Here is a 17,744-nt window from a genome sequence, read left to right as displayed (position 1 = left end):
TATCCCTCCCATCGAGGGGCTAAAACTATAAAAGGATGGGTTCGAAGAGAACCCATCCTTTTGTTTTTTCAAAAAGAATCAATTTCTTACTTTTTTTCTTCTGGTGGAATTAGATATTCGGGTATTTTCATTCCCTTTTCTTTGTAGTATCTATAAGCTCCTGGATGAAGTGGAACAGTTAATCCTTCTAAAGCTTTCTCAGGTTTTAAGAATTCACAAGCTTTGTGAACCTTTACCATGTAATCCAGGTTTTCCCATATTGTTTTTGTTAGCTTGTAAACCACATCTGCAGGAACGTCCTGTCTAACAGCAAGCCAGTTAGGCTGTGCTATGGTTTTTATAGGTTCATTCTGATTAGGATAGGTTCCTGGTTCGATTATGTAACGGAAGTAAAAGGGGAGAACTTCTTGAACTTTCTTAAGTTGTTCATCGGTGAAATCTAAGACCTTTATTTTAGGTCCTCCGGGAGCTGCAAATAGTTCTGTTACTGCAGATACTGGTGGCCCTGCTATTATGGAAGCTCCATCGAGTCTACCATCCATTATCGCTCTTGCTGCTTCTGCATATCCGACGAATTCTGGTTGGATATCCTTAAAGGTTATTCCTATGGCTTCCATTATGTATTTTGTAGACACAAGTGTTCCACTTCCTGTAGCTCCTGGACAGAAGCGGGTTCCCTTTATATCTACAGCAGTTCCAGTTTTTACCTTTTCCTTAACGAGTACAAAATGATCTACATTGGGCCAAAGGGAAAACATTGATCTCATCTCTTTGTAGGGGTTACCTTGAAACATGTCTTTCCCTTCCCATGCTAAAACTTGTGCTAAACCTTGCATTATTCCAATTTCTGCTTCTTTTTTCCTCATTATATCTACGTTTTCTACCCATCCAGCTGAGGACATTGCCCTTGCTTCGATTCCCTCTCCTTTAAGTTTCTCTGTCCATAATGTGGCCATGCCCACACCAACAGGATAAAAGGTTCCTCCAGTAGTTGCAGTAGTGATTCTTATAAAGACTGTAGCTCCAGCTGTGCTACATATGCTAATAAGAAAACTCGCGAGAATTAAGATTATAATTCCCTTACGCATTCTAATACACCTCCTTAAAGTTAATTTATTAATGTCTATTATACCAGAAGGACTCTTGGGAGAGAAATATATTTTTAAGATAGATTTGCCTTGAGCAAAAAAGGGGGTTTTGATATAATTTGTAAGCAGGTATTAATAGTAGATTTTATGAGGTGTTGTGGTTGAAAAGGGAATCTTACAGAGCTATAAGAAGGCTTAGGAAGATAGAGAGGGAAAAGAATTTAAGAAAGCTTGTTGAAGATAATCCTTTCCTTACTGATGAGGAGCTTGCTGATATTTTGAAGGTTAGTGTTTCTACTATTCGTTTTGATAGAGCTCGATTAGGTATTCCTGAGGTTAGAGAGCGTATGAAAGAGATGGCTGAGAAGGCAAGAAGTGCTCTTCGTTCTATGTCTCCTGAAGAGATGACCGGAGATCTCATAGAGTTAAAGTTGAATGAGAGGGCGATTTCTGTACTTGAAGCGACGAAAGAAATGGCCTTCAAAAATAGTGATATAATTAGGGAAATTTATACTTTTGCTCAGGCGAGTTCACTTGCTATGGCTTTAATTGGGTCGGGAGAGGTTTTAATAGGTAGGGCAAGAGTTAGTTTTAAATACCCTGTTAAAGTTGGTGATAGAATAGTTGCTCGAGGAAGGGTTGCAAAGAGAAAGGGGAACAAGTATTTAATATCCATTCATTCCTATGTTGACGATCTTGAGGTTTTTGTTGGATACTTTATAGTTGTTTCTCGAGAGAAAGGAGGAGAGAAGGTATGAGAATCGCTCTAGATGCGATGGGAGGAGATTATGCCCCTGAGGAAACCGTTAAGGGAGCTGTTATGGCTGCAAGGGAACTTAATGAGGAAATAATTCTTGTTGGAGATGAGCCTTTGATAGAGGAAACCCTTAATCGTCTTGGTTTTGAGAAAGGTAAGGTTAAAGGTATTTCAATATATCATGCCCCTGAAAGCGTTGGAATGGGGGAGACTCCTGTAGAGGCTATAAGGAAAAAAAGGAGATCTTCCATTTGGGAGGCTATGAAATTATTGAAAGATGAAGAAATAGATGCTTTTGTGTCAGCGGGGAATACTGGTGCTGTGGTTGCTGGTGCTCTTCTAGGTTTAGGGAGAATAGAGGGGATTGATAGGCCTGCTTTAGGAGTCGCTATTCCAACTCTAAAGGGTAGAACCTTTTTAATAGATGTTGGAGCAACTGTGGGGTGTAAGCCCAGAAACCTATATCAGTTTGCAATCATGGGAAGCGTTTATATGTCTACAATACTTGGTGTGGAGAATCCTAGGGTTGGGCTTTTAACAGTTGGGGAAGAGAGAGGAAAGGGAGACGAAGTTATAAAGGAGACTTATGAAATTTTAGAGTCTTCTTCAGATATAAACTTTATAGGTAATGTCGAAGGTAAGGATATTCCCTTTGGTATAGCTGATGTGGTGGTGTGTGATGGTTTTGTTGGGAATGTAATGCTTAAGTTTATAGAGGGTGTTGCTGAGGCTGTTTATAAGCTTCTTCAAGAAGAAATAGGGAAGAGGCTCCTTCCTCGGATAGGTATTCTCTTTATGTTGCCTATGCTTAGGGATCTATGGCAGGAATTTGACTATGAGGCTTACGGGGGCACTCCTCTTTTAGGGGTTAATGGTGTGATAATTGTAGCTCATGGTAGGTCTAAAGGGAGAGCTATATTTAATGCTATTAAAGTAGCAAGAGAGTTTGTACTTCAGAAAGGGCTTGAAAAGATAAAAAAACGGCTTGAAGGTGGTGGTTAGCTTGGCTCGGGTTGGGGTAGTGGGGGTAGGGTCTTATCTTCCAGATAATGTTCTTACTAATAAAGATCTAGAGAAAATGGTAAATACATCTGATGAATGGATAATAACTCGGACAGGTATAAGGGAGAGAAGAATAGCTCCTCCAGGAGTAAGTACATGTCATCTTGCTTATGAGGCTGCTAGGAGAGCCTTGGATGATGCTAAAATCTCTCCTGAGGAAATAGACTTGATTATCGTTGCTACTAATTCTCCTGATACTCTTTTCCCTCCAACTGCGTGTAGGGTTCAAGCTATGCTTGGAGCCTCTATAGCTGGTGCTTTTGATCTTCAAGCTGGGTGTACAAGTCCTGTTTACGCTATGGCTATTGTAGAACCAGGTATAAAGAATGGTTGTTGGAAAAATGTTTTAATCGTAGGGGTTGAAGTTTTGTCAAGGATAATTAACTGGGAAGATCGAAATACGTGTGTTCTCTTTGGGGATGGGGCAGGAGCTATAGTTATGAAGTTGATCAATAGTGGAGGCATAATAGATTTTGAGCTTAAATCTGACGGTACGAAGGCAGATTATATAGAGCTCCCTGCTGGTTTAGCGGCTATGCCTGCTACCGAAGAAACCGTTAGGAAGAAGCTTCATACGGTTCATATGAAGGGTAATGAGGTTTTTAAATACGTTGTGAAAGTTATTCCAACTTTTATGAAGTCTTTACTTGATAGAAATGGATTGGCTCCTGAAGATATAAACTGGTACATTTTCCATCAAGCTAATATAAGGATAATAGATGCTATATTGGAGAGGTTTGGAATAGGTAAGGAAAGAGCGATAGTTAACCTGGACAAATATGGAAACACCTCTGCAGCTACAATATTTATAGCATTGGATGAAGCTGTTAAGGATGGAAGAATAAAAAGGGGAGATAAATTGATGCTTGTTAGCTTCGGTTCGGGTATGACTTATGGAGGGGTGATAATGGAATGGTAGTAAAATTTAAGACACGCGTTACAGAAATGTTAGGTATAGAGTATCCGATCCTTCAAGGGGGAATGGCATGGGTTGCTAATGCAGATCTTGCAGCTGCTGTTTCGAATGCTGGAGGGTTAGGAATAATAGGGGCTGGAAATGCTCCAGCTGATTGGCTTGAAAAGGAAATAAAAAGGGCGAGGGAACTTACTAATAAGCCTTTTGGGGTCAATGTTATGCTTCTTTCTCCTTTTGTTGATGATGTCCTTGAACTTCTTAAAAGAGAGCAAGTTCCTGTGGTGACCACTGGGGCAGGGAGTCCTCAGAAAGTCATAGATGCTTTAAAGCCGTTAGGAACTAAGGTTATACCTGTTATAGCTTCTGTTGCTCATGCTAAAAGGGTGGAAAAACAGGGGGCTGATGCCGTTGTTGCTGAGGGAACCGAGTCAGGAGGTCATATAGGAGAGCTTACTACTATGGCTTTAGTCCCTCAAGTAGTTGATGCTGTTAGTATTCCCGTAATAGCTGCTGGTGGAATAGCAGATGGCAGAGGTTTAGTAGCTGCTTTAGCTTTAGGGGCAGAAGGAATACAAATGGGAACTAGGTTTGTTTGTGCTACTGAAAGTCCAGCTCATATAAAATACAAAGAAAAGATAGTTAATGCGGGTGATAGAGACACAGTAGTTACCGCTCGTATAACTGGGCATCCTGTTAGATGCTTAAGAAATAAGTTGACGAGAGAATTTGAAAAGCTGGAAGAGATAAGAGCTCCTATAGAAGAGTTTGAAAAGCTTGGAACAGGAAAACTTAGAGCTGCAGTTATAGATGGGGATGTAGAGTGGGGATCAGTTATGGCTGGGCAAATTGCTGGTTTAATAAAAGATATAAAGCCTGCTAGGGAGATAATAGAAGAAATAATGAAAGAGGCTTATCAAGTTTTAGAGGTTTTGTCTTCTAGATATTTGAGAGGTGAGGGGTAATGAAGTATGCTGTAGTTTTTCCCGGGCAAGCATCACAATATGTTGGTATGGGTAAAGAACTTGCTGAAAGGTATCCAATAGTTAAAAGTACTTTAGATGAAGCAGATGAAATACTTGCTTTGCCTATAAAGAAACTTTGCTTTGAGGGGCCAGAAGAGGAGCTTACAAAGACATATAATACACAGCCAGCTATAATGGCTGTTTCAGTTGCGTTTTGGAGGCTTCTTAAAGAATTGAAACCTGAAATAAAACCTTCCTTTTTTGCTGGACATAGTTTGGGAGAGTATACTGCTCTGGTAGCTTCTAATGTTTTGGACTTTTCTGATGCTTTAAAGCTTGTTAGAAAGAGAGGAGAGTGGATGCAAGAAGCAGTTCCTCTGGGAGTTGGTTCAATGGGCGCGATAATGGGATTATCCGTTGAAGAAGTGGAAAAAATCTGTTTAGAAGTCTCTTTAGGAGAGGTTTTATCATGTGCTAACATAAATTCCCCATCTCAAATAGTGATTTCAGGACATAAATCTGCTGTTGAAAGAGCATTAAACCTCGCTAAAGAAAGAGGCGCTAAAAAAGTTGTTGAGCTTAACGTGAGTGCTCCCTTTCACTGTGAATTGATGAGAGAAGTAGGAGAGAAGCTTTGGAAAGAGTTCCAGAAAATTCATTTTAGGGATGCAGAAATTCCTATAGTAGCTAATGTAGATGCTAAGCCAACGGTGCAAGCCGAAGAGATAAAAATTAAACTCATGCGTCAAACTTTTTCATCTGTTAAATGGGTTGATTCCGTTTTATGGATGATAAATGAGGGAGTAGGAGCTTTTATAGAAGTTGGTCCTGGTAAAGTATTATCTGGACTTATAAGGTCTATAGATAGAAATGTGAAGCTTTTTAGAATTGAGGATGAAAAGACTTTAAAGGAAGCGCTTGATTTTTTTGGGGAGGTTATTTAAAATGAGCTTGCTTGGGAAGGTGGCTTTGGTTACGGGAGCCTCACGTGGTATAGGAAGAGCTATAGCTATTGAACTTGCTTCTCGCGGTGTAAAGGTAGCGATAAATTATGCCAAAAGCGAAAAACTTGCGCAGGAGGTCCTTGAGAGAATCCGTGAGGGTGGAGGGGAAGCTATAGCTATTAAGGCGAACGTTGCTTCTGAAGAAGAGGTTAAAATGATGTTTGAAGAAGTTTCTTCTAAGCTTGGTGAGGTAGATATATTAGTCAATAATGCAGGTATAGTTAAAGATACGCTTTTGCTCAGAATGAAGATTCAGGATTGGCAGGAAGTTATAGAAGTAGATTTAACAGGAGTTTTTTTGTGTTCGAGAGAAGCTATAAGGGGTATGTTAAAAAAACGTTGGGGTAGGATAATAAATATAACTTCCGTTATAGGAGAAATTGGAAACGTTGGGCAGGTAAATTATGCTGCTGCGAAAGCCGGAGTTATAGGTTTCACAAAAGCACTTGCTAAAGAAGTTGGGAGCAGGGGTATAACGGTGAATGCTGTTGCTCCAGGTTTTATAGAGACTGATATGACTTCGTCTCTGCCTACAGAGATGAAAGAACGTTTTCTTGAGCAGATAGCTTTGAAAAGAATAGGTAAACCTGAGGAGGTGGCTAAAGTGGTAGCTTTTCTTGCATCTGATGATGCAAGTTATATAACTGGGCAAGTTATAAATATCGATGGAGGAATGGTAATGTGAGAAGGGGGGTGAACATGGTGGAAGATATCCTTGAAAGGCTTAAGAACATAGTCGTGGAAAAGCTTGGTGTAGAAGAGTCAGAAATAAGACCTGATGCCTCTTTTATCGATGATCTTGGAGCGGATTCTCTTGATATCGTAGAGCTCATCATGGCTATAGAGGAAGAGTTCGACATTGAGATTCCTGATGAAGATGCTGAAAAACTAACCACGGTGGGGGCTGCAGTTGAGTACATAAAGAACAAGCTAGGTATAGAAGATTAAAGGGGTGAAATTCTTGCGAAGAGTTGCTATTACAGGTGCTGGTGTAGTATCCCCAATAGGAATAGGTGTGGAAGAGTTCTGGCAAGCTCTTAAAGAGGGCAGGAACGGAGTAGATAAGATAAGTTCTTTTGATCCAACAGGACTCGATTCTCAAATAGCTGCAGAAGTCAAAAACTTTGACCCTTCTCCCTATCTTGATAAGAAGGAGATTAAGCGCTTAGATAGAGTTATTCAATTTGCTTTTGTTGCCTCTGCGCTTGCAATGAAAGATGCTGGCTTAACTCCCGAGGAGCTTGTTCCTGAAAGATTTGGTGTTTGTATAGGTAGTGGACAGGGGGGAATTATAACATCTTTTGAGCAGATTAAGATCCTGCTAGAAAAGGGACCATCTAAAATAAGTCCTTTCTTTATTCCTATGATGATAATTAATATGAGTGGAGCTTATGTTGCTATAAAGTACAACGCAAAGGGCCCAAATTATTCTCCTGTTAGCGCTTGTGCCGCAGCTGCTCATTCTATTGGAGAAGCATTTGAGATAATTTGCAGAGGAGATGCTGATGTTATGCTTGCAGGAGGTTCAGAGGCAGCAGTAACTCCTATTGGAGTTGCTGGTTTTGCTGCAATGAAGGCTCTTTCTACAAGGAATGACGAACCTGCTAAAGCATCTCGTCCGTTTGATAAGCTGAGGGATGGATTTGTAATGGGAGAAGGAGCAGGAGTGGTTGTACTGGAGGAAATGGAAAGGGCCAAAGCTAGAGGTGCGAGAATATACGCGGAAATTGTTGGATATGCTGCAAACTGTGATGCTTATCATATAACTGCCCCTCCTCCTGATGGAGAAGGAGCTGTTAAAGCTATGATGAGAGCTTTAGAAAAAGCTGGCATATCTCCTGATGAAGTAGATTATATCAATGCTCATGGGACATCTACGCCTCTTAATGATAAAACTGAGACGCTTGCTATTAAAAAGGTCTTTGGGGAGAGGGCCTATAAAATACCAATAAGTTCTACTAAGTCTATGATAGGACATCTTTTAGGGGCGGCGGCAGCGGCAGAAGTGATAGCTACTCTGTTGGCAATACATGAAGGGGTTATTCATCCAACTATCAATTATGAAGTTCCTGACCCTGAGTGCGATCTTGATTATGTTCCTAACGAGGCTCGAGAGGCGAAAGTAAAAGTAGCTATTAAAAATTCCTTTGGTTTTGGAGGACATAACGCTGTTTTAGTTTTTAGGAAGGTATGATAGATGAACTTCAGAAAAACCTTTCTTATCGTTTTTCAAACATAGAGTTACTTAAAGAGGCCCTGACTCATCCTTCTTATGCTCATGAACATGGACTTGAAAAAGATAATGAGAGACTCGAATTTTTAGGTGATGCTGTTATTTCCCTGGTAGTCACGGAGTATTTACTAAATCAATATCCTGAAAGGAAAGAAGGAGAGCTTGCTTTAATAAGAGCTAGACTTGTGAGTAGGGGGACCCTTGCCTATCTTGCCGATAAGATAGGAATGGGTCCCTTTCTCCTCTTAGGTAATGGTGATAATAGACAAGGAGTTAGAGAAAAAAAGTCTACGTTAGCTAACGTTTTTGAGGCTATAGTTGGTGCTATTTATTTAGATGGTGGATTAGAAGAGGCAAGAAAATTTTTATTGCCATTGTTTGAATTAGCATTATTGGAACTTAGAAATTCATCCTTTAAAATGAAAGACCCTAAAACGGAGTTGCAAGAGATTCTTCAAGGCAAGTTTAGGGATCTTCCTAAGTATGAACTTGTGTCGGTGGAAGGTCCAAGTCATGCGCCTACATTTAGGGTTAAAGTTTTATTCAGAGGGCAAATTTTGGGTTTTGGAGTGGGAAAAAGCAGAAAGGAAGCAGAAAAGGATGCGGCAGAAAAAGCACTCGAAGCAATTAAAAGTGCTATAATAGAGTAAATAGTATGGAAGGGAAAGGAGTGAACTTGGATTTGCTTAGCCTTGAAGAACAGCTTAAGATCATAAAAAGAGGAACCGTTGAAATAATTAATGAAGAAGAACTTAGGAAAAAATTGGAGAAGGGAGAACCTTTAGTTGTTAAAGCCGGTTTTGATCCAACTGCTCCGGATTTGCATCTTGGGCATACCGTTCTTTTAAGAAAAATGCGTCATTTTCAAGAGCTGGGTCATAAAGTAGTTTTTCTTATAGGGGATTTTACAGCAAGGATAGGAGATCCATCGGGTAGGTCTGAGATGAGGAAGCCTTTAACTTTAGAAGAGATAGAGAGGAATGCTGCTACTTATAAAAGGCAATTCTTTAAGGTTCTTGATCCAGATAAGACTATAGTTGCTTATAATAGCCATTGGCTGGAGGGTCTTTCTTTTGCTGATCTGATAAAACTCGCTGGCAAGTTTACAGTGGCTCAGTTTTTGGAAAGAGAAGATTTTGCGAAACGCTTTTCGGACGGAAAACCTATAGGGTTACATGAGCTTCTATATCCTATAGCTCAAGCTTATGATTCTGTAGCCCTAAAGTCAGATGTGGAGTTAGGAGGAACTGATCAAAAGTTTAACCTTCTTGTAGGGAGAGAGCTTCAAAGGTACTTCGGACAGGAGCCTCAAATTGCTGTACTGATGCCTATTCTTGAGGGGCTTGATGGAGTTCAGAAAATGAGTAAAAGCCTTGGAAATTATGTAGGTATAGATGAGCCACCGGTAGAGATGTTTGGTAAAATTATGTCTATACCTGATTCGCTTATGATAAAGTACTTTGAGCTCTTAACTGATTTTTCAATAGAAGAAATTGAAGAATTTAAGAAAGGCATTGAAAGCGGAAAGATACACCCAAAAGAGCTCAAGATGAAGCTAGCTTTTAATCTTGTTAAAACTTATCATTCTGAAGAAGATGCTATGAGGGCAAAAGAGGAGTTTGAAAAGGTATTTTCTAAAAAAGAGTTGCCGAGCGAAATCCCGCTCAAAACTTTTTCTGAAAAGGAGAAGGTTCTTATAGATCTTTTAGTTGAGGGAGGTTTGATTTCGAGCAAGGGTGAAGCTAAAAGGTTATTGTCTCAAGGCGGTGTTAGAGTAGATGGAGTAAAGGTAGAGGATCCATACTATCTTGTTAATTTGGGTCAGGAGAGGATTATTCAGGTAGGGAAAAGAAAATTCTTAAGAGTAAGAGGAGGGGAAGTAAGTGTCAAAAGTTGAAAGTATTACAAAAGTGGCTCTTTTTTCCTCTCTTACTGCGATAGGGGCGCAAATTTGTATTCCTATTGGAACTGTTCCAATAACTCTTCAGGTTCTTTTTGTTTTACTTTCAGGCATGCTTCTTACTCCTAGATTAGCTTTGTTTAGTCAGCTTGTATATCTTCTTATGGGAGCTTTGGGTTTACCCGTATTTGCTGGGTTTAAAGGGGGGGTTGCTCATCTTTATGGACCAACAGCTGGATATCTTTGGTCTTTCCCGATAGCTTCGATGCTAGTAAGTGTATTAGGAAGCGGCAAGAAAGGATATTTAAAGAGATTTTTCTCGAGCTTTTTGGGGCTGGGAATGATTTATTTATTAGGATGGTGGCGTTTGGCTTTATTTATGAATGGCGATTTTTATAGGGCCTTTCAGGTGGGGGTTTTGCCGTTTATTGGGGTAGATATAGCCAAAGCTGTTCTTGCGGTTGTAATTGCTGAGAGATTAAGAGTTCTTGTAACAGCAAGGCAGAAAGCTTAGTTTTACTTGCAATTTTTTAAAATATATGTTAAAATCTATCTAGAATTGATCCCTGCGGTGTTCGTGTGTAGGGATTGAGGGTTTTGAGCCAACACCAGAACCAAAGGGAGCCTACTTTCTATTGCGGAAGCGTTTCGGCGCGGAAGTAATAGAAGGGGCACCCACGTGAGGGGACTGGGTTCAAAACCTCGGGCATACGGCACCGCGGGGTTTTTAATTTAATAGAGGTGAAGCATGTGGAAAAACCTCTACCATATAGGTTTGTTCCTAGAAACCTTGATGAAATAATAGGGCAAAGAGTTGTTAAAAAAGCCCTTAAAGGTTTTCTTTCTCAAGGATTTCTTCCTTCCTTAATTTTCTACGGTCCTCCTGGTGTAGGAAAGACGATAACTGCAAGACTTTTATCTTCGGAGTTTGAAGCTCAACTAATAGAGCTTAATGCAGCTACTTCAGGAGTTAAGGAGCTGAGAGATGCTATAGATAAGGCTATCTCATTTAAAAAGATGGGTTTGAGGTCTATATTATTTATAGACGAAATATATCATTTTAATAAGCTTCAGCAGGATATACTAATGCCTTATCTTGAAAGGGGTGACTTTATCTTTATAGCTACAACTGTTCACAATCCATTCTTTGAGATTAATGCTCCTATAATATCGAGAGTTATAGTTTTTAATTTTGAGTTATTATCTCCTGATGAGTTAAGAGAATTAGCTCTAAGGGCAATGGGAGATAAAAGAGGATTGGGTGGAAGAGGGGTATCTCTAAGCGATGAAGCGCTTGATCTTCTTGTTAGGCTTTCCGCTGGTGATGCAAGGGCATTACTGCATAGGTTAGAGCTTTCTTTTTACATAGCTAAGTCTGAAGGTAGTAAAACTATAGAAAAAGCTCATGTAGATATTGCTTCAGGAGCTAATATAATTCATGATAAAGATGCGGATATGCATTATTCAGTTATTTCTGCTTTTATAAAGAGTATGAGAGGTAGTGATCCCGATGCGACGCTTTATTGGTTAGGAAGATTAATTTCTGGTGGTGAGGACCCTCGGTTTATAGCTAGAAGAATAGCGATATGTGCTGCTGAAGATGTAGGTAATGCGGATCCTATGGCGCTTTTGGTAGCTACAGCTGCTATGGAAGCTGTTGAAAGGATAGGAATGCCCGAGGCTAAAATTCCATTGGCACAGGCTGCTTTGTATATAGCTTTAGCTCCTAAAAGTAACTCTGCTTATAAGGGTATTGAGAGTGCACTTGAGGATATAAAAAAGGGAGAAATACAGCCCGTTCCAGAGCATCTTCGTCCTGGTTCTCAAAATTATAAATATCCTCATGATTATCCTGAAGGTTGGGTAAACCAAGAATATATGGTTAAGAAAAAGTGTTATTATTTTCCATCTTATTGGGAGAAAAATAAAGGAGGAGTAAAAGGATGAAAGTAATAGATTTAAGAAGTGATACGGTTACTACTCCTACGGATGAAATGAGAGAAGCGATGATGAAAGCCAGGGTTGGTGATGACGTTTATAGAGAGGACCCCACAGTTAATGAACTTGAGGAGCTTGCAGCTTCTATTTTTAAAAAGGAAGCAGCTTTATTCGTTGTTTCTGGCACAATGGCTAATCAGGTTTCCGTTATGACTTATACTCAGCGGGGAGATGAGATAGTAGTTGGCAAGAACTCTCACATATATAATTACGAAGTTGGTGCTATAGCTGCTTTGTCGGGGGTCCAGGTTTTCCCTCTTAATGATGAGAATGGTATGTTTAACCTGAGTGAGCTTGAAGAAGCTATAAGACCTGAAAACATTCACTTTCCTCGAACTGCTTTGATAACGTTAGAGAATACGCATAATAGAGCTGGTGGAACTGCACTCTCTAAGGAATATATAGATGAGGTTGCTAATATAGCGAACAAATATGATATTCCGCTTTATCTTGATGGAGCTAGAATTTTTAATGCTTGCATTGCTTTAGGTATAGAACCTGCGAAAATGGTAGAGCGTGTAGATGCGCTAATGTTTTGTCTTTCTAAGGGACTTAGTGCTCCTATAGGATCAGTGATAGTTGGTAGAAAAGATTTTATAGAGAAAGCTCGTAAAATGAGGAAACGTTTGGGTGGAGGGATGAGACAGGCCGGCGTTATAGCTGCTTGTGGTATAGTAGCTTTGACTAAGATGATCGAGAGATTGAAAGAGGATCATGAAAATGCAGAAATACTTGCTAAAAAACTTTCAGAGGTAAAAGGAATAATTGTAGAGCCTGTGGCCGTTAGAACGAATATGGTATATTTTATGCTTTTCCCTGGTATAATAGATGCATATACGCTTGCTAAAAAGCTTTTGGAGAGAGGAATAAAGATAAGTGTGGTTTCTAAAAGAAGGGTTAGACTTGTTACGCATAAAGATGTTACAAGGGAGGACGTTATTGAAGCTGCAGAAGCTATAAAAGAGGTGGTTGAATCATCATGGCAAGGTGGATAGATTTAGATTTGATAACGAGTATCTTGGACTATTTAAAAACTAAAAACGTTTTTTTTGCGGAAGCTTATGTTGTATATGAGGATGTTTTTTCTGCTGCTTTAAGTGATGATGGTCTTGAGCATCTTGAGAAATCTAAAGGGGGAGGAGTTGGAATAAGGGTTATTGATAAAGATGGAAAAATGGGCTTTGCTCACGCGAATAGTTTTGACCCTAATATTTTAAGAAGTATAGCTGATGAAGCGTTAAAACGTGTTTCTCTTTCTTCTCCGGATCCTTTTAGAAAGTTCCTATTTCCATCGGGGGATTATCCAGAGGTATGTATTTTTGATGGGTCTATATTCTCCTTTCGTGAGTCAGAAAAAGTTTCTGTTGTTGAGGAACTTTATGAAAGAGCTAAGGGATCTCACCCCAAAATCGAAAAAATTAGAAAAGCGGAGTACGATGATGGTGTATACGAAATAGCTTTAGCTAATACGGAAGGAATGTTACTTTGTAAGGAGGGAACCTTCTTTTCTGTAGGTCTTGCTGTTTTAGCTTCTGGGGAAGGAGAAAAAGAGATGGGATATTATGGGCAAGAGAAGAGATTCTTTAAGGATTTGGACTTGTCTGAGGTTGTTGAAAAGACTGTTGAGAAGGCGGTAAACCTGCTTGGGGGGAAACGTATAAAAAGTCAGAGGCTTCCCTTAGTGTTGTCTCCTGAGGTTTCCTGTGATTTTATATCTTTGTTTGCTACCCTTCTCTCAGCTGAAAACGTTCAAAAAGGTAAATCCTTACTTGCGAATAAGTTAGGGGATAAAGTTGCTTCTAGTCATTTTTCTCTAATAGATGATGGAACAATAAATAGAGGGATGGGTAGCAGTCCATTTGATGGAGAAGGATTCCCAACCAAGAGAAAGGAAGTTATAGAAAAAGGCATCTTAAAGACCTATCTCCATAACCTTTATACTGCATCTAAAGATGGTGTTGAAACTACGGGTAACGCTGTAAGGGGGTATGCCTCTGTCCCTTCTGTTGGTATTACTAATTTATTTGTAATGCCTGGGGATAAAAGTCCGGAGGAGATATTAAGAAGCGTAAAAAGGGGATTGTATGTCGTAGATGTAATGGGTTTGCATACCGTAAACTTGATATCTGGAGATTTTTCTCTAGGGGTTTCTGGACTATGGATAGAGAATGGTGAGATGGTTTTCCCGGTTAAGGGAATTAGTATAGCTGGAAACATTTTAGAGCTTTTTAGTAAGATTGAGGATGTGGGAAAAGATCTTATATTTTTCGGTAATGTGGGGGGAGTCACCTTACTTGTTTCGGATGTAATGATTGGAGGGGAGTGAGTTTCTTGGTGCTTCGAAAAAGCTTTTTAATTTTTTTAATCTTATTGTTTTCTCTCGCTTCCCACTATAGGGTTTTAGGGCAAGAGCTTTCTTTGTTTGTCGATGGAGAGAAAAAGGGGAACGTCTCTATTATAGTTTCTGATGGTATAAACTATGTTTCTGCAGAAGATTTAGCTAAAGCTATAGGAGGAAACTTTAAATATAATCCTACAAATGGATCTTTCAGTTTTGTTATTGAGAAGAAAGTTTTTCAACTTCAGGTAAATAACCCAACAGCTCTTGTTGATGGTAAGATCAAACTTCTTGATAATTTTCCTAAAGCCGTCGGTAATAAAATATACGTCCCACTTAGTTTTATCTTGAGCAATACATCTATAAAATTTGACCCTAGTAAAAATTTGCTGTTTCTTGGAAGAGAGCCTTCTTTTTCAGGTTCTCAATCTGAAAAGCCAACTTTACCCTTGCCTGGTAAGGTAGAGGAAGTATCTCCTTCTCCGTCTACATCTGCAACGCCAGTTAGCATACTTCCAACCAAACCTGATGTGTCTCTCTCTTTATCTAATGTTAGATATTATTCTGCTAATAATTATACTAGGATTGTTTTTGATCTTTCTAAAATTCCGGAATATACTATTTCGGTTGAAGGCGGATACATAGTAGTTAACCTGAAGGCCGTTAGAGCTTCAAAAGAGGAAGTCTACAAGATAAGGGATGGTCTTGTTAAAGATGTTGAGATTTTAATTGGAGAAGGTGTGACAAGGGTAAAGGTTGGTGTTGAGGGGACCCCAATCTATAGAGATTTTATTTTAGAGCAACCGCCTCGCCTTGTGTTGGATGTATTAAGAAAAGGGCAACCTGCGCCTTCTCCCTCGGTTGTTTCGCCAGTTCCCAGTGCTACAGAAGTAAGGCCTTCCCAGGGAATTTCTGTTCGATCTGAAGAAGCAGAGGTTAAGGGCAAGGGTAAGTTTCTTATAGTTGTAGATCCAGGACATGGGGGCGCAGATCCTGGAACAATTGGACCAATGGGTACTAAGGAAAAGGATGTTGTTCTTAGTATATCTCTTTATCTGAGAGAAGAATTGGTAAAGCGGGGATATAGGGTAGCCTTAACGAGAGACAAAGATATTTATATACCATTAGAAGAAAGGACGAAAATAGCTAATAAGCTGAGGGCTGATGTTTTTATTAGCATTCATTGCAATGCTAGTTTTTCTTCTTCAGTTAATGGTAGTGAAGTTTATTACATGTCTTTGCCGAGCGACTCTTCTGCAATGGCTGTGGCTTTGAGAGAGAATATGGAGGTAGGCTTAGGTAGTGAGGAGGTTAAGCGTAAAACGGAAATGCTTGTTAGAATCCTAGAGGACATGATGAAGAATGTAAAAATAAACGAGAGTTCCAAATTGGCAGAGGAAGTTTATAAGGCTTTGAGTAAAGGTAACTTAGAAACTCCTGTAAAGAGGGTGGCTCAAGCACCGTTTTTTGTTTTAAGAGGAGCAGCGATGCCCGCAGTGTTGGTAGAGATTGGTTTTATGAGTAATCCAAAGGATGAAAAACTGTTAAGAACCTCGTCTTGGCAAAAAAGGATAGCTTTGCTATTAGCTGATGGATTAGACGTTTATCTTTCTTCTATAAGGTAATGGAGGGTTAGTGTCATGAGAAGATCGGAGAGAAGAAAATATAGAAGGAGAATACTATGGGGAAGGGTTATAGCTGCTATAGCGATAGTTTTTATAGCCATTTGGGGGGGATATCACCTTGTAGGTTACATGGTTAAGCATAGGTTTTTCCTAAAAGAAGAAAAAGCCGTAAAGGAGATGCCAATTGAGAAGGCTTCGATAGAGGAAAAAAGGGCCGAAGTATCCAAAAAGCTGATCTATCTGTACTTGCCAGATTCTCAGTATGCGAAATTAGTAGAGGGAACTAGAGAGATAGTTGAAAGTAGTATTGAGGAAATGGTTAAGGATCTTTTTAAAATACTGTCTGAGTCTAGAGAGAGGGTAATTCCTCAAGGAGTGGAATTAAAGCATGTGTTTGTTGGTAAGGGGGTACTTTTTTTGGATTTTTCTTCTGAAATCATTAAGAATCATCCTGGCGGAAGTAATGCTGAGCTTATGACAATATATAGCATAGTTAATTCTGTTTGTAAGAGTTTTCCAGAGATCAGAATGGTTCAGTTCCTAGTAGATGGGAAGGTCTTGGATACCCTTAAGGGTCATGTAGATATATCTCTTCCTCTTGAACCTATATGGAAATTTTAAATGGGGGAGTGGTCGTATATATGTCGAGGGTAGATGGAAGAAGTCCTGAAAAACTTAGACCTATCAAAATGGAAAGAGGGTATCTGATTTATCCCGAAGGGTCTGTGAAGATAGAAATGGGAAATACACAAGTTATATGTACAGCAAGTTTGGAGGACAAGGTTCCTCCTTTTCTGAAGGGTTCTGGGAAAGGGTGGATAACAGCTGAATATGCTATGTTGCCGAGATCTACGCAAATTAGAACACCGAGAGATTATATGATTAAAGGGAGAGCGTCTGGAAGATCTTTTGAAATACAGAGGATGATTGGTAGAGCCTTAAGGGCTGCTGTTGATCTTGATAGGCTTGGTGAAAGGACAGTATGGATAGATTGTGATGTTCTTCAAGCTGATGGTGGAACACGGACAGCTTCTATAAACGGTGGATTTATTGCTCTTACCGAAGCTTTATATAAGCTTTATATGGAAGGAGTTATTGAGGAGTTCCCTGTGAAGTTTTTTGTTGCTGCTGTTAGCGTGGGTATAGTCGATGGGGAATTTCTTTTGGATCTCTGCTTTGATGAAGATTTTAGAGCAGAGGTTGATTTGAACGTGGTCATGAATGATAAGGGTGAATATATCGAAATTCAGGGAACAGCTGAACATAGAGCTTTTTCTCACTCTACTCTTGAGAAACTATTAACTTTGGCTTGGTGTGGTATAAAAGAAATTATAGAAATTCAGAGAAGAGTTTTAGGGGATATATCTGAGAAAATAAGCGCTTAAAAGCAAGGGACAAGAGTCCCTTGTTAGGGTATATACTTGGTTTACAATTCTTATTAGAACCTTGAAATATAAAAAGGTGGAAGCAACTGGGTAGCCGCAAGGAGATCCATTTGCTCCTTGAGGAAAGTCCGAGCTCCACAGAGCAGGATGCTGGGTAACTCCCAGTGGGGGCGACCCCAAGGAAAGTGCCACAGAAAACAAACCGCCTCATTTTTATAATGAGGCAAGGGTGAAAAGGTGGGGTAAGAGCCCACCAGCTATCAGGGCGACCTGATAGGCTTGGTAAACCCCATCCGGAGCAAGACCAAATAGGAGGGAGATAGGGTTGCTCGCCCTTCCCTCGGGTAGGTTGCTTGAGGAACGGAGTGATCCGTTCCCCAGATAGATGGCTACCTAAAACAGAACTCGGCTTACGGGTTGCTTCCGCCTTTTATTTTTTTATCCCCATGTGGATAACTTTGTGGGTAAAAGTGGTG

The 17,744-nt window shown here is 39.8% G+C and carries 18 protein-coding genes and 2 other RNA genes; 19 read left to right on the top strand and 1 reads right to left on the bottom strand.

All coding sequences use genetic code 11. The features are described 5' to 3' along the window. Positions 1-86: 86 nt before the first annotated feature. A complete protein-coding gene (locus tag NZ900_03890; protein MCS7233236.1) occupies positions 87-1,088 on the bottom strand; it encodes a TAXI family TRAP transporter solute-binding subunit in 1,002 nt (333 codons plus the stop codon). A 161-nt stretch (positions 1,089-1,249) separates the two neighbouring features. On the opposite strand from NZ900_03890, the gene fapR reads away from it, so the two are divergent. The 19 genes from fapR to rnpB all read left to right on the top strand — a co-directional run bounded on the left by fapR (position 1,250) and on the right by rnpB (position 17,697). Next, positions 1,250-1,846: a transcription factor FapR gene (gene fapR / locus NZ900_03885; protein ID MCS7233235.1), complete on the top strand. Its 597-nt coding sequence runs from the start codon at positions 1,250-1,252 to the stop codon at positions 1,844-1,846. Next, entirely contained in the window at positions 1,843-2,847 is a 1,005-nt protein-coding gene (plsX, locus tag NZ900_03880) for a phosphate acyltransferase PlsX (protein ID MCS7233234.1), read from the top strand. Before fapR ends, plsX begins: the two co-directional genes overlap by 4 nt. 1 nt (position 2,848) lies before the next feature. After that, positions 2,849-3,826: a ketoacyl-ACP synthase III gene (locus tag NZ900_03875; GenBank protein ID MCS7233233.1), complete on the top strand. Its 978-nt coding sequence runs from the start codon at positions 2,849-2,851 to the stop codon at positions 3,824-3,826. Beyond that, entirely contained in the window at positions 3,820-4,785 is a 966-nt protein-coding gene (fabK, locus tag NZ900_03870) for an enoyl-[acyl-carrier-protein] reductase FabK (GenBank protein ID MCS7233232.1), read from the top strand. The genes NZ900_03875 and fabK overlap by 7 nt, the downstream gene beginning before the upstream one ends. Continuing rightward, on the top strand, positions 4,785-5,729 hold the full coding sequence (fabD, locus tag NZ900_03865) for an ACP S-malonyltransferase (protein ID MCS7233231.1): 945 nt from the start codon (positions 4,785-4,787) through the stop codon (positions 5,727-5,729). The genes fabK and fabD overlap by 1 nt, the downstream gene beginning before the upstream one ends. A gap of 1 nt (position 5,730) precedes the next feature. Continuing rightward, complete coding sequence (gene fabG / locus NZ900_03860) at positions 5,731-6,474, top strand: 3-oxoacyl-[acyl-carrier-protein] reductase (GenBank protein ID MCS7233230.1); 744 nt, start codon at positions 5,731-5,733, stop codon at positions 6,472-6,474. Positions 6,475-6,491: 17 nt separating this feature from the next. Further along, positions 6,492-6,737, top strand: a complete 246-nt coding sequence (acpP, locus tag NZ900_03855) for an acyl carrier protein (GenBank protein ID MCS7233229.1) — start codon at positions 6,492-6,494, stop codon at positions 6,735-6,737. Positions 6,738-6,750: 13 nt separating this feature from the next. Beyond that, positions 6,751-7,983 carry a beta-ketoacyl-ACP synthase II gene (gene fabF / locus NZ900_03850; protein ID MCS7233228.1) on the top strand — a complete coding sequence of 411 codons (1,233 nt, stop codon included), beginning with the start codon at positions 6,751-6,753 and terminating at the stop codon, positions 7,981-7,983. After that, entirely contained in the window at positions 7,980-8,672 is a 693-nt protein-coding gene (gene rnc / locus NZ900_03845; protein ID MCS7233227.1) for a ribonuclease III, read from the top strand. Before fabF ends, rnc begins: the two co-directional genes overlap by 4 nt. A 32-nt stretch (positions 8,673-8,704) precedes the next feature. Further along, the gene (gene tyrS, locus NZ900_03840) at positions 8,705-9,919 is read left to right on the top strand and encodes a tyrosine--tRNA ligase (protein ID MCS7233226.1); all 1,215 of its coding nucleotides are present in this window, start codon (positions 8,705-8,707) and stop codon (positions 9,917-9,919) included. Then, positions 9,906-10,436: a biotin transporter BioY gene (locus NZ900_03835; protein ID MCS7233225.1), complete on the top strand. Its 531-nt coding sequence runs from the start codon at positions 9,906-9,908 to the stop codon at positions 10,434-10,436. Before tyrS ends, NZ900_03835 begins: the two co-directional genes overlap by 14 nt. Positions 10,437-10,482: 46 nt before the next feature. Then, positions 10,483-10,651: non-coding RNA, 6S RNA (ssrS, locus tag NZ900_03830), on the top strand. Positions 10,652-10,672: 21 nt separating this feature from the next. Then, complete coding sequence (locus NZ900_03825; protein ID MCS7233224.1) at positions 10,673-11,869, top strand: replication-associated recombination protein A; 1,197 nt, start codon at positions 10,673-10,675, stop codon at positions 11,867-11,869. Further along, positions 11,866-12,915, top strand: a complete 1,050-nt coding sequence (gene ltaE / locus NZ900_03820) for a low-specificity L-threonine aldolase (protein ID MCS7233223.1) — start codon at positions 11,866-11,868, stop codon at positions 12,913-12,915. The genes NZ900_03825 and ltaE overlap by 4 nt, the downstream gene beginning before the upstream one ends. Continuing rightward, positions 12,900-14,246, top strand: a complete 1,347-nt coding sequence (locus NZ900_03815) for a TldD/PmbA family protein (protein MCS7233222.1) — start codon at positions 12,900-12,902, stop codon at positions 14,244-14,246. The genes ltaE and NZ900_03815 overlap by 16 nt, the downstream gene beginning before the upstream one ends. Positions 14,247-14,254: 8 nt before the next feature. Then, positions 14,255-15,883, top strand: a complete 1,629-nt coding sequence (locus NZ900_03810) for an N-acetylmuramoyl-L-alanine amidase family protein (protein MCS7233221.1) — start codon at positions 14,255-14,257, stop codon at positions 15,881-15,883. A gap of 15 nt (positions 15,884-15,898) precedes the next feature. After that, the gene (locus tag NZ900_03805; protein MCS7233220.1) at positions 15,899-16,504 is read left to right on the top strand and encodes a GerMN domain-containing protein; all 606 of its coding nucleotides are present in this window, start codon (positions 15,899-15,901) and stop codon (positions 16,502-16,504) included. Positions 16,505-16,524: 20 nt separating this feature from the next. Then, complete coding sequence (rph, locus tag NZ900_03800; protein MCS7233219.1) at positions 16,525-17,268, top strand: ribonuclease PH; 744 nt, start codon at positions 16,525-16,527, stop codon at positions 17,266-17,268. A gap of 78 nt (positions 17,269-17,346) precedes the next feature. Continuing rightward, positions 17,347-17,697: RNase P RNA component class A (rnpB, locus tag NZ900_03795), an RNA gene on the top strand. The last annotated feature ends 47 nt before the right edge of the window (positions 17,698-17,744 follow it).

It is taken from the genome of Synergistota bacterium (assembly GCA_025060595.1).
Taxonomy (GTDB): Bacteria; Synergistota; GBS-1; order GBS-1; family GBS-1; genus 42-11.
Note: the sequence above shows the minus strand (reverse complement) of the source record. Positions and strands in the feature narration are given on the sequence as shown.